Raw genomic sequence first — 22,539 nt, forward strand, 5'->3', positions numbered from 1 at the left:
GACAGGTACTCGAAATGCGCGTCAGCCCTGCTGGCTGTTTGCCGAACAGACCACGCCGCCAGCGGGCCCTTGCTGCATCCTCAGATCGCGCGGGCTCACCGAAAACCAGCGCAGGCAGCTGCGCGAGAGCACCGAGGTCTCGGCATAGCCCAGCCTTTCCGCCACCTTCTTGAGAGGCATGTCGCCATGCTGGATGTAGCGGAGCGCGAGTTCGCGACGGATCTCGTCCTTGATGTCCTCGAACGAGGTGCCTTCGGCGCGCAACCGGCGCTGCAGCGTGCGCGGATGCAGGCAGAACTCGGCTGCAATGCGGTCGTTGGTGCAATCCCTGCTGCCGATGTACTGCTCGATCAGGCTGCGCACGCGCGACTGGATCGACGCCTCCACGTGCGGAAAGCGGTTCTCGATGAAAGTGGTCGCCATCTCGTACACGCGCGAGTCCGGATCCACCACCGCGCACATCAGGTCGTCCTCGGTGAGGATCAGGCCGTCGGCCTGTTCGCCAAACGCGACCTCGCAGTTGAAGTAGTGGCGATAGGCGCGAAGCGGCGCCTGCGGCTCGTGCGTGAACAGCACTTTCCGCACGCGGGCGTTGCCACCGGTCAGCTCGCGGATGTTGAGGCTGGCCAGCATCAGGGCATGCTCGACCGCTTGGCGCCTGTCTGGCGTGCGCTCGAGCAGGATTTCCAGGCGCACCAGCAGCTTGTGGTTGGGACGGTCGGGCACGAAGCGGATCCGCGTGGCCACGCTGTAGGCGTGGATGCTCTTCGCGCAGTAGCCGATCGCCTGCCCCAGGGTGGTGGAATTCCTCATCACCACGCCGATCGGGCCGATGGCCTTGTTCCCTCCCTGCATGCAGGCAAACTTCAGCCCGAACTCGGGACATTCGAGGTCGCTGGCCGCCTGCTGCATCACGTTCAGGAACGCCCGGTATTCGATGAACGCACCGGGCTTGTCGAGCAACGCCGGATCAATCGAAGCGCGTCGCAGGATGGCGTCCGGATCACCGCCAAGCTCACGCGCCAGCTGCGGGAAACCCTGCAGGCTGTCGACGCCTACGGTTTCGGGGGTGGATCGCGACCGGGCATCCTCGTGCCCATGATCAAATTTCGAGGGAGCGTCTACGGCGACGTCTTCCACGGCATTCAGCGCCATTGCACTCTTCTCCGCTGCCCTGCCTTGTACCGCTTCTGCACCATCGGACGGCGAGGTCTGAATTGAAGCCGACAAATTCCGTGTCGGCTGATGACGGCACAGCAGTGCCTGATTCATCCTAGGGTGTCGCCAATTGTCCGGTCAATGCTGCGCAGCAGCATCGGTTCTCGCACCGCAGGGCCGCCTTCGCGCCGGCTATTCCGGGTCCATGAGATCCGTGTGCAGCAGCACCAGCGGCGCGCAGGCCTCCGCGCTGCAGCCGAAATGCCGGGTCTGTCCGCCATGCGACCAGGTGGCCGTTCCGCCGCCACCAATCACGAAGTCCCAGGTTGCGCCTTCGCTGCGGAGCTTCCCCGAGATCGAGCACGGCAGTTGGTAGAACTCAGAGTACGGCGATTGCCCGTACTGCCGGCTCAGCTGGAAGAACTCCACCACCTGCCGGCCGGACAGCTGCCACTCGCCACACGCGGCTTCCAGCGGATCGCCGGCCGCGCCCGTGTACTCGGCATCGGCGACCTCGATCACCTCCGGCGATTGCGATGGCCTTGTTGACTCGTTCTCCGGCAGCGCGTGTCCGCAGGACGCGCCAGCCAGCGCCAGGGCCGCCACGACCCAACTGAGGGCGTGGACGCGCGGCGCATTGGCCACGTCATCATTCATCGACGTACAGCCCCGCGCCCTCGCCTGCCGTCTTGTACGAAATGAGGTCGTGTTCATAGATGTCCGCACTGGTGAGCCCGTACTCCTCCATCAGGATCCCGACGATCGTGGCGATCGACGCCTTCTGCTCGTCCGTCGGCGGCTCCCACTCCGGCGTGCCGGTGTCTTTCGGGCCGCAGTTCTTGACGCAGCGTGACACCGTCTCGATACCGACACTGTCGGTATTCATCGGAAAGCGCACCGGGTATGCCTTGACCTTTTCGTGGTTGTGCACTTTGGTCGGGTTCCACTTCCAACTGGTGATCTCCCTGGTTTCGTCCACCGGGCAGGTGCCGTTGGCCATGCACCGGGACTTGATCTTGCCCACGTGGTAGGTGTGCTTGAGCAGGCTCGCGGCCTGGTAGACCGTGCCGTCCTTGTCGACATAGAAGTGGGTACCGATGCCCGTCCCCGCGGAGTTGAGCGCGCTTTGCACGCTGGCGCCATCGGTCCGGTGCAGCACGATGGCTTTCGGGCCGTCCATCTTCCCCTTCTCCAGCGCGGCGACGACGCGACCGCCGCCGCCACCCCGCCTGCACCACTCCCGGCTGCCGGGCCTTGATCGATGAAGGCCCGCACTTGGCTGCCTGCGATCAGGGTGGCGCCGCAGGTGGTGGAATCGCCATGCCGCGCCAAGGGCTGACCGTCGACGAGGATGGTCGCATCACCACTGACGATCGTCGTGGGTCCGCACTTCGGACAGGCAACTGCGTCACTCATGCGGGCGACGGGTTGCCTTCGATATCGGTGGAAGGCGAACCGCTGACCACCCTGCCGCCATGAGTGGTCGCGTCGCCAACGACGATCCATATCCGAGCCATCGTCCAATGCCTTGGAACCTGAAGCCTGTTTGATAACCGATCCCGGGGCGGCGCTCAACGTGAACGCTTCCAAACGGTGCAGCCTGTCCCACACGTCGGCCAACGCGGCCTGCAAGACGCCATGCTTGTCCCAGGCCGCTACCGCGCCAACAACCTCCGCGTCCAGTCCAGCAACACCAGCGGCAGCCGCTCAGGCGCCGACAGCACCGCGTAGCTTTCCGGTCCGAACACCTTCGGCAGATAGCCTGGAGCCTGCAGGTCCACCGTGAGGCAGAACGGGAAAATGCCCTGCAGCCGCGCCTCGGTCACCGACTGGCGCATGTCCTCGACGCCGAATAGGCCGTCGTAGCGGTCGGCGTCGTTGGGCTTGCCGTCGGACAGCATGAGCAGCAGGCGATGTTCGGCCGGCTGCCGCATCAGCAGCGCGGTGGCATGCCGGATGGCGGCGCCGGCGCGCGTGTAGTTCTCCGGCTCCAGGCCGGCGATGCGCAGCGCGATGTCCGGCCCGTAGGCCTCGTCGAAGGCCTTCAAGGTGCGCATCGACACCCCGTGCGGGCCTTCGCCGGAGAAGGCCATGGCCGAGAAGGGTTCGCCCAGGCCCTCCAGCGCCATGCAGACCAGCAGCAGGGCCTCGCGCTCGACGTCGATCACGCGCCGACCGCCGCCGATGAAGCCGTCGGTGGAGCCGCTCACGTCGACCAGCAGCGAGACGGCGATGCTGCGCCGGCCCGGCCGGCGCGTCTCGTACAGTCCCTCGCGCAGGAAGCCGCCGGCACGCAGGTCGGCACGGCCTTCGACGCAGGCATCGATGTCGATGTCCTCGCCGTCGCTCTGCCGGCGCATGCGGACGCGCTCGGGACGCAGGGCCTCGAACTGGCGGCGGATGCCGTCGAGGTGCGAGCGGTGGCGGGCCAGGGTGGCGTCAATCCAGGCGGGGTCGCCATCTGGCGGCGGCACCATCCGCACCGTGGTGCCGTGTTCGATGTACGACGCGCTTGCATGATCCCACTCGGGATAGCGGAAGCGGGTGCCGCCGGCGTCGGGATCGTCGAACTCGATCTTCGCGCGGCTGGCGGGCGGGTCGTCCGACAGCAGGACTTCGCGCGGCGGGTCGGGCGCGGCGATCATCCGTGTCGATGACAGCTCCGACAGCATGTCGCCGTACTCGTCAGCGCTGGTTTCGTCGTCGCGGTCGACCGGGCGCTGCAGGCCGAAGGGATCCTCGGCGACCTCGTGCGGCGCGTCCTGCTGGATCATCCACGCGCCGGGCTCGCCGGGCCGGTCCTCGTCCTCGGTGGCTTCGCGCTCCTCGGGCCTTCGCTCCATCCGCGCGCTGCGGACCGGCCCGGCGTCTTGCTCATCATGGTTGAAGGGTTTGCCATCCAACATCCGGGCAACGGTGCCCGCCTCGCGCAGCTCGCCCGTCCACCAGTCGCGGTACAGCGGCATCGGGCCAAGCCGGCGCGCGTCCGCCCTGTCGATGTCCCAGTCGGCGAGCAGCCGTCCGGCTTCCACTAGCGGGTCGTCAGTCCGGCCCGAGTCGGAGTCAGGGTCGAAGCCGGCACCGGAACCGGAACCGGAGTTGGAGCCGGTGTTGGCGTTGCGGTCCGACGCGGTCTCCAGGTCACGCTCCAGGATGCTGCGGACCAGCTGTTCCAGAGGCTGTCTCGCAGCTGCAAAATCGACCAGCGGCGGGCGCGCGGCCAACGCCAGCCTCCGCAGCCGCCGCAGCGCCGGCAGCAGGCCGGGAAAGCCGCGCGCGACTGCGACTTCGGCGGCATATGCCTCCAGCACCAGCGCTGTATCGCGCAGCAGCGGACTGCGCGTCGCGGCGATCGCCCGCACATGGCCGCGCGTGGCCCGGCACGCCTGCTGCAGCGCCATCGCCCGATAGAGCTCCGAGGCCTCGACGTCGTCGCAGATCCCCAGGTGGGCCGGGAGCCAGATCGCATCGCCGCTGGTGGCCGGCAGCGCCTGGCGATGACGCGGATACGCGTGGCGGTGGAACAGCCGATGCAGCACGGTCGGTCGCGCCGGCGGCAGCGCCACGCGCATCGGCAGGCTGGTGCCGCACGCGGCCGACACCAGCAGGTCCAGGCGCCGCACCAGCGATGCGAGCGCTACCGGGGCATCGGGCTCGCGCGCATAGTGCCGGCGCCAGGTGTCGCGGATGAACACCGTCGCATGCCGCGCCACATCGACGACAACGTCCTCGGCCTCGGCCACGTCGGCAGCCGCCTAGGGAAACATCGCGTCGACGAGTTCGCGCATCGCGCCGAGCAGGGTCGGATCGTCGCTGAGCGGTGAAATCACCGCCGCGTTGCACGCCTCGCGCACGCTGATGCCGCTGGCGACCAGGCGCCCGGCGGCAATCAGCAGGCGCGTGCTCGGAACCTCGGCCAGGCCGCGGTCACGGAGCGAGCGCACGCGGCCCGCCAGCTCCACCAGCGCAACAGCGGTGCCGCGGTCCACGCCGCTTTCCGCGACCACGATCGCAGCCTCGGCCGGCGGTTCGGGAAACCCCAGCTCGATCGCGACGAAGCGCTGCCGCGTGCTCGGCTTCAGGTCCTTGAGCATGCGCTGATAGCCCGGGTTGTAGGAGATCACCAGCTGGAAACCCGGCGCCGCCTCCAGCGTTTCGCCGGTGCGGTCGATCGGCAGGATGCGCCGGTAGTCGGTCAGCGGATGCAGGACCACGATCGTGTCCTGGCGCGCCTCCACCACTTCGTCCAGGTAGCAGATCGCGCCTTCGCGAACGGCGCGGGTCAGCGGGCCGTCCTGCCAGACGGTGTCGTCGTGGCGGATCAGGAAGCGACCGATGAGGTCGCTTGCGGTCAGGTCGTCGTGGCAGGAGACCGTGATCAGCGGGCGTCCCAGCCGCCATGCCATGTGCTCGACGAAGCGTGTCTTGCCGCAGCCGGTGGGACCCTTGAGCATCACCGCCAGGCCGCCGGCATGGCACTGCTCGACGATCCCGACTTCGTTGCCCGTGGGCAGGTAGTACGGACCGGCCTCCGCCGGCCTCATGCGCTCATCCACCCATCAAGTTCCCCGGCGCCTTTGCAGCTCGCCGTCGGCGGGATGGTCCGCGATCACGTCGAACTGCGGGCGGTATCTGAAGAAGTCGAAGATGAACATCGCGACGCCGGTGGCGAAGATCGTCGCCGTCAGGATCAGCATCAGGAAGTGCACCTGGATCTTCAGCTGGGCGTCCAGGTAGCCCATGCCCATGATCCGCTCGAGGTAGACCTGGGCGATGCCCGCGGTGCCGAAGGACAGCGTCATGCCGAACATGCCCGTCACCTGCAGCCAGAACGCCCAGTAGCCGAGCGGCGAGTACCTGTCCTGGGGCCGGTTGGTCAGGCTGGGCAGCGCATAGGTGATCATCGCCATGGTGATCATCGCGTAGGCGCCATAGAACGCCGAATGCGCGTGCATCGCAGTGATCAGCGTGCCGTGGGTCCACTTGTTGACGCTGGGCCAGGTGTGCGCCAGGCCGAGCAGGCCGGCACCGAACAGGGCGAAGATCGCGCTGCCAATGGTCCAGTGCAGGGCCAGCGAGTTGGGGTGCTTCACCCCGCCGCGGCGCATCGCCGCATAGGCGTAGATCGCCATGGCAGCCAGCGCCAGCGGCTCCAGCGCGCTGAAGAAGCCGCCGATCGGCAGCCAGATATGCGGTACGCCCACCCAATAATAGTGATGCGCGGTGCCGAGGATGCCGGCGAAGAACACCAGGCCCACGATCACGTAAAGCCACTTCTCCATCACCTCGCGATCAATGCCCGACAGGCGGATCAAGAGGTAGGCGAGGAAGCCGGCCATGATCATCATCCACACGCCTTCGACCCACAGGTGGATGGTCCACCAGCGGTAGAAGATCGAGACGGTGTAGTTCTCGTAGTGCAGCAGCGCGGGGATATACAGGATCGCCGACAGCGCAAGCCCACCCAGCAGCACGCCCTCGGTGGTCGTGAACCGCCCGGACCTCTTGATGGTCATGCCGATGTTGTAGAGGAACATCAGCATGCAGATGACGATGACGATCTTGTGCGGCAGCGGCTGCTCGAGCAGCTTGTTGCCGGTGCCGTAGCGGAACAGGTAGCCGATGACCGCGGTGACGCCCATCACCGTCCACAAGCCGAGCTGCCAGTAGGCCAGCTTCGTGCTGTACAGCTCGGTGCGCGACTCGTCGGGGACCATCCAGTAGGTCGCGCCCATGAAGCCCGTGAGCACCCAGACGATCAGCAGGTTGGTGTGGATGGTCTTGGTGACGTCGAACGGCAGGATGTACAGCAGCGGATCCGGCCCGAGGTACTTGGCCGCCGACAGCAGCCCGAACACGATCTGCAGCCCGAACAGCACCATGGCCACGGCGAAGTACCAGTAGGCCACCGATTGCGACTTGTAACGCATGGAAGATCTCCCGGTGGCGGCGCAGGACGCCTGCCAGTCTTATTTCATCGATCCAAGGAAGGCCACGAGCTGGTCGACCTGCTCTTCGGTCAGGCTGTCCGCATACGTGTTGGGCATGAAGGACGTGCCTTCGGCCGAGAACATCGCCCCGGGCACCAGGTGCGCGCTTGGGGTCACGATCGACTCGCGGATGTAGCCCTCGACGTCGGTCGCGCTGCCGCTATAGTCCGGCGATGCGATCGTCTGCGCCGCGCGCTCCGCCATGCCGGCCATCGACGGACCGGCGAGCTGGACACCCGGCTGCAGCGAATGGCAGGCCGTGCAGACCGGCACCGCGGTCCCGAACAGGTTTTCGCCGATCGCACGGGGATCGCTGTCCGCGCGCACGGGCCTGACTTCCCGCGCCTCTGCCGCGCCCTCGGCGGTGCCCTGCGCGGCCACGACGACCGACCCGCCGGACACCAGGATCGGACGCGGCGGCCAGCCCTGGTTGTCGACCTTCGACACCCAGTCCAGGAACTTGACCAGGTTCGCGATCTCGATCTCGCTGAGGTCCTGCGTCGGCATCAGGCGCCGATGGCGCTGCTCGTCATAGAACTGGGACGGATCACGCATGTAGGCCTTGAGGTAGGCCTCGCCGCGGTGCTGCGCGATCTTGGTCAGGTCGGGGGCGTAGTAGGCGCCCTCGCCAAACAGGGTGTGGCAGTTGATGCAGTTGTACTTGTGCCAGACATCCTTGCCGTGGGTGATCTCCGGCGTGATGTCGTCGGCGTTCGTGAGCTCGCCGAAACGCATGTGGCTGTAGAAGGTCAGGCCGAGGAACGCAACGGCGGCAAGCCCCGTTGCGACGATGGCGAAGATCCGTGACTGCCGCTTGTTCATGGGTCCCTCCTCAGACGGCGATCGAGGGCCAGTAGGAAATCGCCGTGTATCCGGCGTAGACCACGGCCACCGCCATCAGCAGCAGCACGAAGATTCCGACCCAGCGGACAGGTGACACCAGACTTGTCGCTTTCATTCGACGGCTCCCCGGTCGGGCATGGTCGGGACAGGCGGGCCCGCGCGGGATCCACTGTGGCATTGCCTGCCGGGTCTTGCATTGTGCGGCGCAGCGGGCACGCGCGCATGACACGCGGCGGCATGCTTGCGAGACAGCTCGGGGCACGGCTTTCCGCGTGGTGCGGCTCAGGCTTCGCGCGGTGGCATGGCGGCGGCGCCCGCGGCCGGCGCGTCGTGCTTGCTGCCGCCCAGGCACCGCGGCGAATCCGGCGCGGCGCCCTGGCCGGCCCACTCCGCGGCGGTGTAGGTATGGAGCGCGAGCGCGTGGATCTCGCCCATCAGCGCGCCCATCGCAGCGTACACGGCCTGGTGGCGGCGCACCGGCGACTTGCCCAGGAATGCTTCGCTGGCGATCACCGCCTTGTAATGCGTTTCCAGCCCGCGGCTGTGCATGTGGCTTTCGTCCAGCACTTCGAGGTGGCTGGGGGACAGCGCCTGCAGGGCGGCCTGGATGCGATCGATCTTCGTGCTCATGGCGGCATTATCGCCGCTATCGAAGCGGCAGGTCCGGCTGGCGCTCTATGCCAGGCATACGAGCGCCTGCCGCGCCGCGATCCACTCTTCGTTGGTCGGCTCCACGCCCACCAGCACGCGGCTTGCCGGCGCGGAAATCGTCGCCGCGTTCGCCTGGTTGGCCGCGTCGTCGAGAGCCAGGCCCAGGAAGCCGAGGTCCGCGCACACGCGTTCGCGGATGAAGGGGTTGTGCTCGCCGACGCCGGCGGTGAACACCAGCAGGTCCAGCCCGCCCAGCACCGCGGCCATCGCGCCGATCTCGCGCACGATCCGGCGCACATAGAGTCCAAGCGCAACGCGCGCGCGCTCGCCCGCCACGCCCGCGTCGCCTTCGTGCTTCACGATCACGCGCGGCTCCGGCGAGATCCCGGACACGCCCAGCAGCCCGGAGCGGTGGTACAGCAGCTGTCCCACCTCCTCCAGGCTGAGCTTCTCGATCTCCATCAGGTACAGCACGGCGCCGGGATCCAGCGCGCCCGTGCGGGTGCCCATCATCAGGCCGTCGAGCGCGGAGAAGCCCATTGTCGTGGCGACGCTCTGCAGGTCCCGCATCGCGCACAGGCTGGCACCGCTGCCGAGGTGCGCGACGATGGTGCGGCCGCGCGCGGCCCGGCCATGGCGCTCCGGCAGCGCGGTGGCCATGTAGGCATACGACAGGCCGTGGAAGCCGTAGCGCCGGAGGCCGCGCTCCCAGGCATCCCAGGGCAGCGGCAGGATCTGCTCGACCATCGGGATGGTGTGGTGGAAGCCGGTATCGAAGCAGGCCACCTGCGGCAGCCGCGGGTACTCGCGCAGCAGGATGCCGACCGCCTCCAGCGCGAAGGGCTGGTGCAGCGGCGCCAGCGGAATGAAGCCGCGCAGGTCCTCCAGCACGCCCTGGTCCACGCGCACCGGCTCGAAATACTTGCTGCCACCGTGCACCACCCGGTGCGCGACCGCGCCGACGCGGCGCCCGGCGAGGCGTTCGAGGATGCGGTCGCGGATCAGGGCCAGCGCGCTGCGATAGGGCGCGTCGGCGCCGAGCTCGACCGGGAACGGCGCGACCCCGCTCTCGCCGAAGTCGGGCGCGGGGCCGCCGATGCCCTGCACCTTGCCGTTCCACAGCGCCTTGCGCGGCAGCGGATCGACGCCGCCGTCGTAGACCGCGAACTTGATGCTCGACGAGCCACAGTTGAGCACCACCACCAGGTCGGCGCCGGAGGACTCCACCGCCGGCGCCGGGGGATGCCCGCTCACGGAGGGCTCTGTCGATTGTGGTGCGCCAGCATCAGCGCGATCGCGCACGAGGCCATGCGCGATTCACGCGGGTCGGCGCGGCTGGTCAGCACCACCGGCACTTTCGCGCCCAGCACGATGCCGGCACTCGCGGCCTGGCCCATGAAGATCAGCTGCTTGGCCAGCATGTTGCCGCTCTCGAGGTCCGGGACCACCAGGATGTCGGCCTGTCCCGCCACCGGCGAGGCGATGCCCTTGGTCTTCGCCGCCTCCATCGACACCGCGTTGTCGAAGGCCAGCGGGCCGTCGAGCACGCCGCCGGTGATCTGGCCACGGTCGGCCATCTTGCACAGCGCCGCGGCGTCGAGCGTGGCCTGCATCGACGGGTTGACCGTCTCGACCGCGGCCAGGATCGCCACCTTCGCCGTGGCGATGCCGAGCACGTGCGCCAGGTCGATTGCGTTCTGGACGATGTCCGCCTTCTGCAGCAGGTCGGGCGCGAGGTTGACCGCGGCGTCGGTGACGAGGAACGGCCGCGGATAGTGCGGCGTCTGGATCACGAAGCAGTGGCTGACGCGGCGCTTGGTGCGCAGGCCCGACGCCGAGGCCACCACCGCCGACATCAGCTCGTCGCTGTGCAGGCTGCCCTTGATGATGATCTCGACCTCGCCCTCGCGGGCCAGCTCGGCCGCGCGCATGGCCGCGGCGTGGCTGTGCGGCACGTCCTCGACCGGGATGCCGGAAATGTCGAGCCCGGCCGCCGCCGCCGCCGCGTCCAGCCGCGCGCGCGGTGCCACCAGCACCGGTTCCACCAGGCCCGCATCACGCACGTCCAGGGCCGCGGCCAGGCTCAAGGCATCACAGGGATGCACGATCGCGGCGCGCACGGGCGCCAGGTTGGCGACGTGGTGAAGCAGGCGCGCCAGGCCATCGTTGCCGTTGGCGTCCTTGCGATGGGCCGGCTGCGCCGGATGGTCTGCGGTCATCGGTGTCCTTTGGCTTGCGTGGAGCGTGGGCGCGTCGGCTCCGGGCTGCGGCTTACTCGCCGGCTTCGGCTTCGAGCCGCTTCGCCGCTTCGCGCTTGCCCATGCCGCGCAGCGCCGCGAGCGACTGCACCTGTGCCTGGCGAGGGACGGTCTTGCCGGCTTCCCAGTTGTAGATCGACTGCCCGCTCACGCCGGCAAGCTGGCCGTATTCGGCCGCGGACAGGCCGAGTTTCTCGCGGTGCGACTTCAGGCCCTTGGCCTGGAAACGGACGCGGGGGGCATCGCCCTCGGTCGTGGCCGCCGCGGCCTTTTCCGCGCGCGACGGGCGCGCCCCGGATTTCACCTGCCGCGCCAGCGCCGCCACTTCGCGCTTGAGCGCCGCGATATCGCGCCGGTAACCGGCATTGGCCTTGCGCAGGGGCTCGAGCTGGGTTTTTGCTTCCTTGCGGGCAAGGCGCGCGATTTCGGCTTTCAGGACGGTTGCGAGATTGGCCACCAGGCATTACTCCATATTTCAATAGGGGGAATAGTCGGGAAGTCTAGTTTTGAATGCCTCCCGCGTCTAATACTGGACTTTCCGGAATTATCAGCGCGGTTTCAACGGGATTATCCGGGTCCGTCACGCTGCCGCATGCACGGACCCGTGCAGACTGCCGGCCGACCCGCGACGCCCGCATGAACCAGCCAAGGGAGCAGGTGTGCTTTCCATCATTATTCCCGCGCACGACGAGGCGCCCGTCATCGCCGCCACCCTCGACGCCGTGGCCGGCGCCACCGCCGGGCATGGCGATGGCGTGGAGGTGATCGTGGTCGATGACGCGTCCACCGATGCGACGGCCGCGATCGCACGCGCGCACGGCGCCCGCGTGGTGCAGGTCGACGTGCGCCATATCGCCGGCGCGCGCAACGCCGGCGCCGCCGCCGCGCGCGGTGGGCGCCTGCTGTTCGTCGACGCGGACACGCTGGTCAACCGCCAGGCGGTGGATGCCGCGATGCAGGCGCTCGATGGCGGCGCGGCGGGTGGCGGCACCGCCGTGCGCTTCATGCGCCCGCTGCCGCTCCACATCCGTCTGTTCGAATCGGCCTCGATCGTGCTGTTCCGCCTGTTCCGCATCACCCCGGGCTGCTTCATCTTCTGCACCCGCGAGGCCTTCGACGCCGCCGGCGGCTTCGACGAAGGGCTGTACGTCGCCGAGGACGTGGCCTTCGGCCGCGCGCTGGCCAGGCAGGGCCGGCTGGTGATCCTGCGCACGCCGGTCCTCACTTCGGCGCGCAAGGTGCACACCTATTCGCTGGCCGAAAAGCTCGGGTTCACGCTGCGATTCCTCTTGTCGCCCAGGCGAATCGCCCGCACCCGGGATGCCCTGCCCCTCTGGTACGGGCCGCGTCGGCATGAAAGGGACGCGACGCCTCCGCCTGAATGACCCGGGGCGGACGGGCATCGGCCCCGGGCCCGGGCGCCGCGCGGCGATACAATGGCGCTTTCCGCCAGCGCCCGCATTTCCCATGACCGACCGCAAGCATCGCAAGCCCCTCCCCGGAACCTCGCTCGACTGGTTCGACGCCCGTGAAGCCGTGGAGGCGCTGCAGCCCGGTGCCTGGGACGCCCTGCCCTATACCGCGCGCGTCCACGCCGAAAACATCGTCCGCCGCGCCGACCCCGCGCGCATTGACGATTATCTCGTCCAGCTGGTCGAACGCCGCCGCGACCTGGATTTCCCGTGGTTCCCGGCCCGCGTGGTCTGCCACGACATCCTCGGCCAGACCGCGCTGGTCGACCTTGCCGGCCTGCGCGACGCCATTGCCGATGCCGGCGGCGACCCGGCGCAGGTGAATCCGGTGGTGCCTGTGCAGCTGATCGTCGACCACTCACTGGCGGTGGAATGCGGCGGTTTCGATCCCGACGCCTTCACCCGCAACCGTGAAATCGAGGACCGGCGCAACGCCGACCGCTTCCATTTCATCGACTGGACCAAAAAGGCTTTTCGCAACGTCGACGTGATTCCCCCGGGCAACGGGATCATGCACCAGATCAATCTGGAGAAAATGTCGCCGGTGGTTTACGTCGACGACGGCGTCGCATTTCCGGATACCTGCGTGGGCACCGACAGCCATACCCCGCACGTCGATGCGCTGGGCGTGATCGCGATCGGCGTCGGCGGACTGGAGGCCGAGAGCGTGATGCTCGGCCGCGCCTCGTGGATGCGCACACCCGAGATGATCGGCGTGGAGCTGTCCGGCAGGCCGCAGCCCGGGATCACCGCCACCGACGTGGTGCTGGCGTTGACCGAATTCCTGCGCCAGCAGAAGGTCGTGGGCGCCTACCTGGAGTTCCGCGGCGAAGGCGCCGCGGCGCTGACCATCGGCGACCGCGCCACCATTTCCAACATGGCGCCGGAATATGGCGCGACCGCGGCGATGTTCTTCATCGATGACAACACCCTCGACTACCTGCGCCTCACCGGCCGCGAAGACGAGCAGGTGGCCCTGGTGGAGACGTACGCGAAGGCCGCCGGCCTGTGGGCTTCGGATCTCGCCAACGCGCAGTATCCGCGGACGCTGCACTTCGACCTGTCCAGCGTGGTCCGCAACATGGCCGGCCCGTCCAATCCGCATCGCCGCCTGGCGACCAGCGACCTGGCCGAGCGCGGCATCGCCGGCGACCTGGCCGGCGCGCGCGCGCAGGAAGCCGAGGGCCTGCTGCCCGACGGCGCGGTGATCATCGCCGCCATCACCAGCTGCACCAATACGTCGAACCCGCGCAACGTGATCGCCGCCGCGCTGCTGGCGCGCAACGCCAACGCGCGCGGATTGACCCGCAAGCCATGGGTGAAGACCTCGCTGGCCCCCGGCTCGCGCGCGGTGCAGCTGTACCTGGAGGAAGCGAAGCTGCTGCCCGAGCTTGAACAGCTCGGCTTCGGCATCGTCGGCTTCGCCTGCACCACCTGCAACGGCATGTCCGGCGCGCTGGATCCGGTGATCCAGCAGGAAGTGATCGATCGCGACCTGTACGCGGTGGCCGTGCTGTCGGGCAACCGCAACTTCGACGGCCGCATCCACCCCTATGCCAAGCAGGCCTTCCTGGCCTCGCCGCCGCTGGTGATCGCCTATGCCATCGCCGGCACCGTGCGCTTCGATATCGAGAAGGACGTGCTCGGCATCGACGCCGACGGCCATCCGGTCACGCTCAAGGACATCTGGCCCAGCGACGAAGAGATCGACGCGGTGGTCAAGGCCAGCGTCAAGCCGGAGCAGTTCCGCCGCGTGTACGAGCCGATGTTCCGCATCGCCGTGGACGACGGCACGCGCGTGGAGCCGCTGTACGACTGGCGCCCGATGTCGACCTATATCCGCCGCCCGCCCTACTGGGAGGGCGCTCTGGCCGGCGAACGCAGCATGAAGGGCATGCGCCCGCTGGCGGTGCTCGGTGACAACATCACCACCGACCACCTCTCGCCGTCCAACGCGATCATGGCTTCGAGCGCCGCCGGCGAGTATCTGTCGAAAATGGGCCTGCCCGAAGAGGACTTCAATTCCTACGCCACCCACCGCGGCGACCACCTGACCGCGCAGCGCGCGACCTTCGCCAATCCGAAGCTGCTCAACGAGATGGTGCGCAACGACGACGGCAGCGTGCGCCAGGGTTCGCTGGCGCGCATCGAGCCCGAGGGCAAGGTCACGCGCATGTGGGAAGCGATCGAAACCTACATGGAACGCCGCCAGCCGCTGATCATCATCGCCGGCGCCGACTACGGCCAGGGTTCCAGCCGCGACTGGGCCGCCAAGGGCGTGCGCCTGGCCGGCGTGGAAGTAATCGCGGCCGAAGGCTTCGAGCGCATCCACCGCACCAACCTGATCGGCATGGGCGTGCTGCCGCTGGAGTTCGAGGCCGGCACCACCCGCGAGACCCTGGGCATCGACGGCACCGAGACCTTCGACGTCACCGGCATACGCGCGCCTGGCGCCACGCTGACGCTGGTGATCAATCGCACGGACGGAAGCAGCACCGGCATCCCGGTGACCTGCCGCCTGGATTCGGACGAAGAAGTGCTGATCTACGAAGCCGGCGGCGTGCTGCAGCGATTTGCGCAGGATTTCCTGGCGTCCACTGCGGACGCGTAGGGCGGCTGGGATGCATCGCGGCAGGGCCGCTATCGGCGCAACATGCCCGAGGCACGATCACTACAGGGTGACCCAGCGAGACGAAATCAGGCTGGCACCCCCGACGCCATTCCGGTGGACTACTGCTATCAGGGCCGGCAGGAGTCGCTGGAGCTGCTGGCGAAGCTGGTGGAACCGGAGATCCCGGACGGCGCTTGATGTCCAAGGGGCGGACGCGAGCTCCGACTTACGCCGCCTGCCCGTACTCGAACGCGCGTCCGGCTCCGCCGGTGCGCATCACTTCCCATCCAAGCATCGCCAATTCGACCGTACGCGGAATCGGCTTGGCTCCGCTGCGGTAATAGGCCAGCACCCTCCGGCTGACATCCAGCGCCTCGGCGGCGGCATCGCCCGGATGCTACCCGGGTTCCATGGAACAATTGCGCTTTGTACTTTCCGGCACTGACGCAATGTCCTATCAGCCAAAACCCAACGCTCCCCAGCTGAAAGTCCCCGCCACCTACATGCGCGGCGGCACCTCGAAGGGGGTGTTCTTTCGCCTCGAAGACCTGCCCGAAGCCGCCCGCGTTCCCGGCCCCACGCGCGACGCGCTGCTGATGCGCGTCATCGGCTCGCCCGATCCCTACGCCAAGCACACCGATGGCATGGGCGGGGCAACCTCGTCCACCAGCAAGTGCGTGATCATCGGCCCCGCCACGCAGCCCGGCCACGACGTCGACTACCTCTACGGCCAGGTCTCCATCGACACCGCCTTCGTCGACTGGTCGGGCAACTGCGGCAACCTCAGCACCGCGGTCGGCCCGTTCGCGATCGCCAACGGTTTCATCGACCCTGCGCGCCTGCCTGAGAATGGAACTTTCGCCGTACGGGTGTGGCAGGCGAACATCGGCAAGACCATCGTCGTGCACGTGCCGATCGCCAATGGCGAGGTGCAGGAGACCGGCGACTTCGAGCTTGACGGTGTGACCTTCCCGGCGGCGGAGATCGTGCTGGAGTTCATGGACCCGTCCGATGACAGCGACGACGACGGCGGCGCAATGTTCCCCACCGGCAACCTGGTCGATGACCTGGTGGTCCCCGGCGTCGGCACGCTCAGGGCGACGATGATCAACGTCGGCATCCCCACCGTCTTCGTCAACGCCGCAGACATCGGCTACTCCGGCACCGAGCTGCAGGACGCGATCAACGGCGATGCAAAGGCGCTGGCCATGTTCGAAACCATCCGCGCCCACGGCGCCCTGCGGATGGGACTGATCGACGACATCGCCGGCGCCGCCACGCGCCAGCACACGCCCAAGGTCGCCTTCGTATCGCCGGCCGCAGGCTACGTCGCCTCCAGCGGCAAGGCCATCGTCGCGTCCGACATCGACCTCAATGTGCGCGCACTGTCCATGGGCAAGCTGCACCACGCGATGATGGGCACCTGCGCGGTGGCCATCGGCACCGCGGCGGCAATCCCGGGCACCCTGGTGAACCTGGCCGCGGGCGGCGGCGGGCGCGAGGCGGTGCGTTTCGGCCACCCTTCCGGCACGCTGCGCGTGGGCGCCGAGGCGCGCGAGGTGGACGGCCGCTGGACGGTTGCCCGGGCCATCATGAGCCGCAGCGCGCGGGTGCTGATGGAAGGCGCGGTGCGCGTGCCCGACCATGGCGGCGCCGCGTAGAATCGCCGCCATGGACATCTTCAAGATCTTCACCCTCGAGGCCGCGCACCGGCTGCCCAACGTCCCCGAGGGCCACAAGTGCGCGCGCCTGCACGGCCATTCGTTCCGGATCGAACTGCATGTGTCCGGCGAGCCAGGCGCGGAGTCGGGCTGGGTGATGGACTTCGCCGACATCAAGGCAGCGTTCCGGCCGCTGTACGAGCAGCTCGACCACCATTACCTCAACGAGATCGAGGGCTTGGAGAACCCGACCAGCGAGCGGCTGGCGGTGTGGATCTGGGAGCGCCTGCAGCCGGTGCTGCCGCAGCTGTCCGAGGTCGTGGTGCACGAAACCTGCACCTCCGGATGCCGTTACCGGGGATGACGCCCAGTGCGGCCAATGGGAGCGGCTACAGCCGCGATTGGTGGCATTCACGGCTTTAGCCGCTCCCACAAAGGCTTTCGGCCCCGAACCTGAACGTGCCGACGAGCGGTTGTTGCACCGCAACATAGGCTGGTTTATGCTGCAACGCACAAACCGGCACTCCCTGCCGGATCCACAGCAGGAAACCCGCCATGTACCAGAACACCAACGAGCAGTTCACCGCCGCCGCGCGCCAGTTCGCCGACACCGCCGCCCAGGTCAACCGCATCGCGCTGTCCAGCGCCGAGAAGGCCATTGGCCTGCAGCTGTCGACCATCGAGCAGAACACCAACGCCGCGTTCGCCTTCTGGGGCGAGCTGGCCGAGGTCCGTGACTTCGACGGCCTGAAGGCCGTGTGGCCGAAGGGCGTGCAGGTTGCCCGCGAGAGCGCCGAGCGTTCGGTCAGCGCCAGCCAGGAAGTCTTCGGCCAGACCGTGGCCACCAACGAGGCCATTGCCCAGATCACCAAGGGTCAGGTCGAGTCGGCCGCCGCGCAGGCGCAGGAAGCCGTCCAGGGCGCCACCAAGGCCGCCGCCGGCAAGCGCAAGTAAGCAAAGGCGTCACAGCGGTCCCGGCGACGGGATCGGGCATCGCGCGCCCCTCTCTCCCGCGCGATGCCTGTTTCAACCGACCCGGCAGCCTTGGCTGCCGGGTTTTTTCATGCCTGCCTGCGGGCCGGCGAGATCGCGGGCTTCAGCCAAGGCCACGTCCGGGCCCGCGACCGTGCGCACCGTCGCCGTCGCCGTCGCCGTCGCCCATGCAGGGGATCAGGCGTTCAAGCGTTTCCACCAGCGGCGCGTATTCCTGCTCCAGTGTTGTCGCGCCAGCGCGGGACTGCAGCGGCCGGCAGCGCGCTCATGCCGCGTCTCCCTGGCCGGTGCGCGCGCTTCGGGCCGCGCGCGCCAGCCGCGCACCGCGGTTGAGCCCGATACGCAGCGCCAGCGGCACCGATTCCCAGGGCAGGCGCTCGAGCGTGTTGCGCGCGGTCAATCCGAGCTCGACGTCGCCGGTCAGCACCAGGCGGCGCTGGAAGAACAGGGTGTCGGCATCCTCGAGCCGGCTGGCAAGCAGCAGCAGGTCGGTCGCGGTGCCGCCAACGCTGGCCTCTGGCGCGCCCTCGCTCGCGTGCAGGCGGCCATCGCGCAGCGCCACCACCCAGTGCAGGTCGAGGTCGGTCACGTCGATGCCCAGCCGGCGTCCCTCCATGAAGGCGAGGCTGCCGTCCGCCATCGGCGCGGCCAGCACCGCGGCCATGGCGCGTTCGAGCAGCCGCTGCTGCAGCCGCGGCGGCAGCGCGCGCAACAGCGGCGCCCAGCGTCGGGGCGGAGGCACCAGGCGCAGGAGCGTGCTGGTGGCCTGGGGAGGAAGGGGGATGCTGTGCATGGCGTGGCGGCTTCCGAGGGACGGGGCGTGTGATGTGGGTGCCGCGATTGGCGGGAGGGCTGCGACTGTCGCGACTGTCGCGATGGTTGCGATGGCCGGATCAAGGTCGATGCCCTGGGCGCGGCGAGCGTCGGCGATGGCCAGCGCGATGAGTCCGTCGGCGGTCGATGCCGGCAGGCCGATCCGGCGCGCGAGCGCCTCGACGCGGCGCCGCACGCGGGCTTCGCGCTGTGGATCGGAGAGCGGACGCCCGGCGCGCGCCTTGCAGCGGCCCGCGCGTATGGCGAAGCGCGCGCGTGCGCCGAACAGCAGCACCAGCGCGTGGTCAATGCCGCCGATCGCCAGGCGCATGCGCGCGAGCGAAGCGTCCACCTTCATGTCCAAGCCCCTGCATGCATCCCCGGGATCCGGCCGCCAGCAGACCACCCGCCACCCGCCCCGTCGCTGACCTGGATCAACCACGGGCGACCTGGCGGCACCCTGCCCCGGACGGCATGTGGCTTGACCCGGATCAGGGCGCAACCCCGCCCCGGACGCGACCCTGTCGCCCTCGACCATCCCCGGGGACTCCGCTTGGCCTTCCACGACCTGCGCTCGTTCCTGTCGCGACTGGAGCGCGACGGCCAGCTGCGGCGCGTCGTCGCCCCCGTCGATCCGGTGCTGGAGTCGACCGCGCTGTGCCTGCGCGCCCTGCGCGAAGACGGCCCGGCGCTGCTGATGCAACGGCCGGTCGGCGCGCGCCATGCGCTGCTGGGCAACCTGTTCGGCCACCGCACGCGCATCGAAGCCGCGCTGGCCGGGCGTCCCTTGGCCTCGCTGCGTGAACTCGGCGAGCTGCTGGCGGCGATCAAGGAGCCGCGCTGGCCGTCGAGCCTGAAGCAGGCGCTGTCGACCTGGCCGGAGCTCGCGCAGCTGGCCCTGGTGGCGCCGCAGTCGGTGCGCGACGCCGCATTCAACGAGGAGGTCCTGGAGGGCGACGGCATCGACCTGTCCCGCCTGCCGATCCAGCACTGCTGGCCCGGCGACGCCGCGCGCCTGATCACCTTGGGCCTGGTGGTCACCCGCGGCACCCGCAAGCCGCGGCAGAACATCGGCATCTACCGCATGCAGGTGATCGGCCCGGACCGCGTGATCATGCGCTGGCTGCCGCACCGCGGCGGCGCGCTCGACTTCGCCGACTGGTGCGCCGATCGCCCGGGCGAACCCTTCCCGGTGTTGGTCGCCATCGGCGTAGATCCCGCAACCACGCTGGCCGCCGTGGCACCGGTGCCGGACACGCTGTCGGAATACGAGTTCGCCGGCCTGCTGCGCGGGCAGCGTACGCGCACATGGCGCAGCGAACGCACGGGGCTGGACGCGCCGTCGGGCGCCGAAATCGTGATCGAAGGCGTGATCCACCCGGGCGAGACCGCGCTCGAGGGTCCGTTCGGCGACCACACCGGCTACTACAACGCTGCCGCGCACTTCCCGGTGATGCGCATCGAACGCATGCGCCTGCGCCGCGATGCCATCTACCAAGGCAGCTACATGGGCCGCGCGCCCTTCGATGAACCCTCCGTCCTGGCGCTGGCGCTCAACGAACTTTTCGTGCCCATCCTGCGCAAGGTGTTCCCGGAGATCGTCGACTTCCACCTGCCGCCGGAGGCCTGCTCCTACCGCATCGCCGTGGTCTCGATCCGCAAGCAGTACCCGGGGCACGCGCGCCGGATCATGATGGCCGTCTGGTCCTACCTGCGGCAATTCACCTACACCAAGTTCGTGATCGTCACCGATGACGACATCGACGTGCGCGACTGGTCGCAGGTCGTGTGGGCGATGTCCACGCGCGTGGACCCGGCGCGCGACACGATGCTGGTGGAGAACACGCCGATCGACTACCTCGACTTCGCAAGCCCGGTGGCAGGTGTCGGCTCGAAGCTGGGAATCGACGCCACCAACAAGCTGCCCGGCGAGACCAGCCGCGAGTGGAGCCGGCCGATCGTGCCGGACGCGGAGGTGGAACGGCGCGTGGACGCCCTCTGGAGCGGAGTGATGGCCGCGACGCCACCGACACGATAATGGCGCATGCGCGGGGCGCAGGTGCGGGTGTGCGCCTGGGCTGTGCAGCTATCCGCGCCGACCTGATCCAGGTCAAGGACGCTGGCGTGCCACGGCGCCGACGATAGCCCATTCATCGACGCTGGAGCAGCGCATGCAACTGGTCTGTCCCGCCGGCAACCTGCCGGCCCTGCAGGCGGCGGTCGACGCCGGTGCCAACGCCGTCTACGCCGGCCTCCGCGACCAGACCAACGCCCGCGCCTTCCCCGGACTGAACTTCAGCGACGACGAACTGCGCGCCGGCATCCGCTACGCGCACGCCAAGGGCACCAGGGTGTACCTGGCGCTCAACACCTATCCCGACAGCGCGCGCCTGGCGCAGTGGCATGCGGCCGTCGACAAGGCCGCCGAACTCGGCTGCGACGCGATCATCGCCGCCGAGATGTCGGTGCTCGACTACGCCGCGCGCACGCACCCCGGCATGCCGCGCCACCTCTCGGTACAGGGTTCGGCCACCACCGAGCCGGCACTGCGCTACGCCTTCGAACGCTTCGGCATCAGCCGCGCAGTATTGCCGCGGGTGCTGTCGATCCAGCAGGTCGAGCGCCTGTGCGAGCGCGCGCCCGTCGCGATCGAGGTCTTCGCCTTCGGCAGCCTGTGCATCATGGTCGAGGGCCGCTGCCAGCTCTCCAGCTACGTCACGGGCGCCTCGCCCAACCGCCACGGCGTGTGCTCGCCGGCGAAGTTCGTGCGCTGGGACGAGTTCGACGACGGCAGCCGCACCGCGCGCCTCAACGACGTACTGATCGACCGCTTCCAGCCCGCGGAGCCCGCCGGCTATCCGACCGTGTGCAAGGGCCGCTTCGACGTTGGCGGCGAAATCTTCCATGCACTTGAGGAACCAACCAGCCTCAACACCCTGGAGCTGCTGCCACGGCTGGCGCAGGCCGGCGTGGTGGCGCTGAAGATCGAAGGGCGCCAGCGCGGCGCGGCCTACGTGGCCTCGGTCACCCGCACCTGGCGCGCAGCCATCGACCGTCATCGCGCCGACCCCGCCGCATGGACCGTCCAGCCCGGATGGCAGCGTGAGCTGTCCGCCCACGCCGAGGGCCATCAGACCACGCTCGGCCCCTACCACCGCTCCTGGCACTGACGTGCCCGGCGCCGAAAGGACCACCCGCATGAAGCTGAGCCTCGGCCCGCTGCAGTACTTCTGGCCGCGCGCGACCACCCTGGCCTTCTATCGCGAAGTCGCCGGCTGGCCGGTCGACGTCGTCTACCTGGGCGAGACCGTGTGCAGCAAGCGCCGCGAGATGCGCACCGTCGACTGGCTCGCGCTGGCCGAAGAACTCGCCGACGCCGGCAAGTCCGTCGTGCTGTCCAGCCTGTCCCTGATCGAAGCCGAGTCCGAGCTGGGCGTGCTGCAGCGCCAGATCGACCACGGCCGCTTCTGGCTCGAGGCCAACGACCTCTCGGCCGTACAGCTGTGCCGCGTCGCCGGCCTGCCCTTCGTCGCCGGCCCAACGCTGAACGTCTACAACCACAAGGCGATGGCGACGCTGGTCGAAGACGGTCTGCGCCGCTGGGTGCCCGGCGTCGAGCAGGGCCGGCAGCTGATCGAAGAGCTGCGCGACGGCATGCAGGCCGACGGCCACGCCATGCCGGAGCTCGAGGTGATCGCCTGGGGCCGGCTGCCGCTGTCGTTCTCGGCGCGCTGCTTCACCGCGCGCGCGCTCGACCTGCCCAAGGACCAGTGCGGCTTCCGCTGCATCGACTATCCCGACGGCATGCCGCTGGCCACTCGCGAGGGCAAGGCCTTCCTGCGCATCAACGGCATCCAGGTGCAGGGCGAGGAGACCACCGACCTCGGGCCCGAGCTGCCTGCCCTGGCCGAGCTCGGCGTCGATCTACTGCGGATCTATCCGCAGGCCGAAGGCACGCGCGACATCATCGAACGCTTCGACGCCGCGCGCGGGGCCTCCGGCCCGCTGCCCGCGCTCGGCGCGCGCAACGGCTACTGGCACGGCGAGCCAGGCATGACGCTCGCGGGACACAGCGCCGGCTGAGGTCCA

Annotated in this window: 21 protein-coding genes and 1 pseudogene; 8 read left to right on the forward strand and 14 right to left on the reverse strand. The window is 68.8% G+C overall.

What is annotated here, in order from left to right; genetic code table 11:
- Positions 1 to 21: 21 nt before the first annotated feature.
- The 13 genes and pseudogenes from ACW7GZ_RS03205 to ACW7GZ_RS03265 form a co-directional block, all read right to left on the reverse strand.
- The gene (locus ACW7GZ_RS03205; RefSeq protein WP_457007796.1) at positions 22 to 1,155 is read right to left on the reverse strand and encodes an AraC family transcriptional regulator; all 1,134 of its coding nucleotides are present in this window, start codon (positions 1,153 to 1,155) and stop codon (positions 22 to 24) included.
- 195 nt (positions 1,156 to 1,350) lie between these two features.
- Complete coding sequence (locus tag ACW7GZ_RS03210) at positions 1,351 to 1,815, reverse strand: hypothetical protein (protein ID WP_457007798.1); 465 nt, start codon at positions 1,813 to 1,815, stop codon at positions 1,351 to 1,353.
- Positions 1,808 to 2,338 carry a peptidoglycan recognition protein family protein gene (locus tag ACW7GZ_RS03215; protein WP_457007800.1) on the reverse strand — a complete coding sequence of 177 codons (531 nt, stop codon included), beginning with the start codon at positions 2,336 to 2,338 and terminating at the stop codon, positions 1,808 to 1,810. The genes ACW7GZ_RS03210 and ACW7GZ_RS03215 overlap by 8 nt, the downstream gene beginning before the upstream one ends.
- Before the next feature lie 164 nt (positions 2,339 to 2,502).
- Positions 2,503 to 2,664: pseudogene (locus tag ACW7GZ_RS03220) on the reverse strand (hypothetical protein); the annotation flags it as partial.
- Positions 2,665 to 2,813: 149 nt separating this feature from the next.
- Positions 2,814 to 4,901, reverse strand: a complete 2,088-nt coding sequence (locus tag ACW7GZ_RS03225; RefSeq protein WP_457007802.1) for a nitric oxide reductase activation protein NorD — start codon at positions 4,899 to 4,901, stop codon at positions 2,814 to 2,816.
- A gap of 12 nt (positions 4,902 to 4,913) precedes the next feature.
- On the reverse strand, positions 4,914 to 5,702 hold the full coding sequence (locus tag ACW7GZ_RS03230) for an AAA family ATPase (protein WP_457007804.1): 789 nt from the start codon (positions 5,700 to 5,702) through the stop codon (positions 4,914 to 4,916).
- 15 nt (positions 5,703 to 5,717) lie between these two features.
- Positions 5,718 to 7,088, reverse strand: a complete 1,371-nt coding sequence (locus tag ACW7GZ_RS03235; protein WP_457000979.1) for a cbb3-type cytochrome c oxidase subunit I — start codon at positions 7,086 to 7,088, stop codon at positions 5,718 to 5,720.
- 39 nt (positions 7,089 to 7,127) lie between these two features.
- Complete coding sequence (locus ACW7GZ_RS03240; protein WP_457000977.1) at positions 7,128 to 7,970, reverse strand: c-type cytochrome; 843 nt, start codon at positions 7,968 to 7,970, stop codon at positions 7,128 to 7,130.
- 10 nt (positions 7,971 to 7,980) lie between these two features.
- On the reverse strand, positions 7,981 to 8,106 hold the full coding sequence (locus tag ACW7GZ_RS03245; protein WP_457000976.1) for a hypothetical protein: 126 nt from the start codon (positions 8,104 to 8,106) through the stop codon (positions 7,981 to 7,983).
- 167 nt (positions 8,107 to 8,273) lie between these two features.
- Positions 8,274 to 8,621, reverse strand: coding sequence for a BolA family protein (locus ACW7GZ_RS03250; protein WP_457007806.1), 348 nt, complete (start codon positions 8,619 to 8,621; stop codon positions 8,274 to 8,276).
- A gap of 45 nt (positions 8,622 to 8,666) precedes the next feature.
- Positions 8,667 to 9,896 carry an acetate/propionate family kinase gene (locus ACW7GZ_RS03255; RefSeq protein ID WP_457000972.1) on the reverse strand — a complete coding sequence of 410 codons (1,230 nt, stop codon included), beginning with the start codon at positions 9,894 to 9,896 and terminating at the stop codon, positions 8,667 to 8,669.
- A complete protein-coding gene (locus ACW7GZ_RS03260) occupies positions 9,893 to 10,861 on the reverse strand; it encodes a bifunctional enoyl-CoA hydratase/phosphate acetyltransferase (RefSeq protein ID WP_457007808.1) in 969 nt (322 codons plus the stop codon). Before ACW7GZ_RS03260 ends, ACW7GZ_RS03255 begins: the two co-directional genes overlap by 4 nt.
- A gap of 52 nt (positions 10,862 to 10,913) precedes the next feature.
- Positions 10,914 to 11,357, reverse strand: a complete 444-nt coding sequence (locus ACW7GZ_RS03265) for a helix-turn-helix domain-containing protein (protein ID WP_457007810.1) — start codon at positions 11,355 to 11,357, stop codon at positions 10,914 to 10,916.
- 202 nt (positions 11,358 to 11,559) lie between these two features.
- Here ACW7GZ_RS03265 and ACW7GZ_RS03270 point away from each other — a divergent pair, with 202 nt between their 5' ends.
- From ACW7GZ_RS03270 to ACW7GZ_RS03290, 5 genes are all read left to right on the forward strand, one after another.
- Positions 11,560 to 12,285: a glycosyltransferase gene (locus tag ACW7GZ_RS03270; RefSeq protein WP_457007812.1), complete on the forward strand. Its 726-nt coding sequence runs from the start codon at positions 11,560 to 11,562 to the stop codon at positions 12,283 to 12,285.
- An 82-nt stretch (positions 12,286 to 12,367) separates the two neighbouring features.
- A complete protein-coding gene (gene acnD, locus ACW7GZ_RS03275) occupies positions 12,368 to 14,983 on the forward strand; it encodes a Fe/S-dependent 2-methylisocitrate dehydratase AcnD (RefSeq protein ID WP_457000965.1) in 2,616 nt (871 codons plus the stop codon).
- Between the two features lie 449 nt (positions 14,984 to 15,432).
- Positions 15,433 to 16,644: a 2-methylaconitate cis-trans isomerase PrpF gene (gene prpF, locus ACW7GZ_RS03280; protein ID WP_457007814.1), complete on the forward strand. Its 1,212-nt coding sequence runs from the start codon at positions 15,433 to 15,435 to the stop codon at positions 16,642 to 16,644.
- 10 nt (positions 16,645 to 16,654) lie between these two features.
- Entirely contained in the window at positions 16,655 to 17,008 is a 354-nt protein-coding gene (gene queD, locus ACW7GZ_RS03285) for a 6-carboxytetrahydropterin synthase QueD (RefSeq protein ID WP_457007816.1), read from the forward strand.
- A gap of 191 nt (positions 17,009 to 17,199) precedes the next feature.
- The gene (locus tag ACW7GZ_RS03290; RefSeq protein WP_457000959.1) at positions 17,200 to 17,598 is read left to right on the forward strand and encodes a phasin family protein; all 399 of its coding nucleotides are present in this window, start codon (positions 17,200 to 17,202) and stop codon (positions 17,596 to 17,598) included.
- 304 nt (positions 17,599 to 17,902) lie between these two features.
- Here ACW7GZ_RS03290 and ubiT read toward each other — a convergent pair whose 3' ends face one another.
- On the reverse strand, positions 17,903 to 18,808 hold the full coding sequence (gene ubiT / locus ACW7GZ_RS03295) for a ubiquinone anaerobic biosynthesis accessory factor UbiT (protein WP_457007818.1): 906 nt from the start codon (positions 18,806 to 18,808) through the stop codon (positions 17,903 to 17,905).
- Between the two features lie 195 nt (positions 18,809 to 19,003).
- On the opposite strand from ubiT, the gene ACW7GZ_RS03300 reads away from it, so the two are divergent.
- The 3 genes from ACW7GZ_RS03300 (at position 19,004) to ACW7GZ_RS03310 (ending at position 22,533) form a co-directional block, all read left to right on the forward strand.
- Positions 19,004 to 20,488 (forward strand): UbiD family decarboxylase, encoded by a 1,485-nt coding sequence (locus ACW7GZ_RS03300; protein WP_457007820.1) that lies wholly within the window; start codon positions 19,004 to 19,006, stop codon positions 20,486 to 20,488.
- A 133-nt stretch (positions 20,489 to 20,621) separates the two neighbouring features.
- Positions 20,622 to 21,620 carry a ubiquinone anaerobic biosynthesis protein UbiU gene (gene ubiU / locus ACW7GZ_RS03305; protein WP_457000953.1) on the forward strand — a complete coding sequence of 333 codons (999 nt, stop codon included), beginning with the start codon at positions 20,622 to 20,624 and terminating at the stop codon, positions 21,618 to 21,620.
- Between the two features lie 28 nt (positions 21,621 to 21,648).
- Positions 21,649 to 22,533, forward strand: a complete 885-nt coding sequence (locus ACW7GZ_RS03310; protein WP_457007822.1) for a U32 family peptidase — start codon at positions 21,649 to 21,651, stop codon at positions 22,531 to 22,533.
- The last annotated feature ends 6 nt before the right edge of the window (positions 22,534 to 22,539 follow it).

It is taken from the genome of Luteimonas sp. A537 (assembly GCF_054052065.1).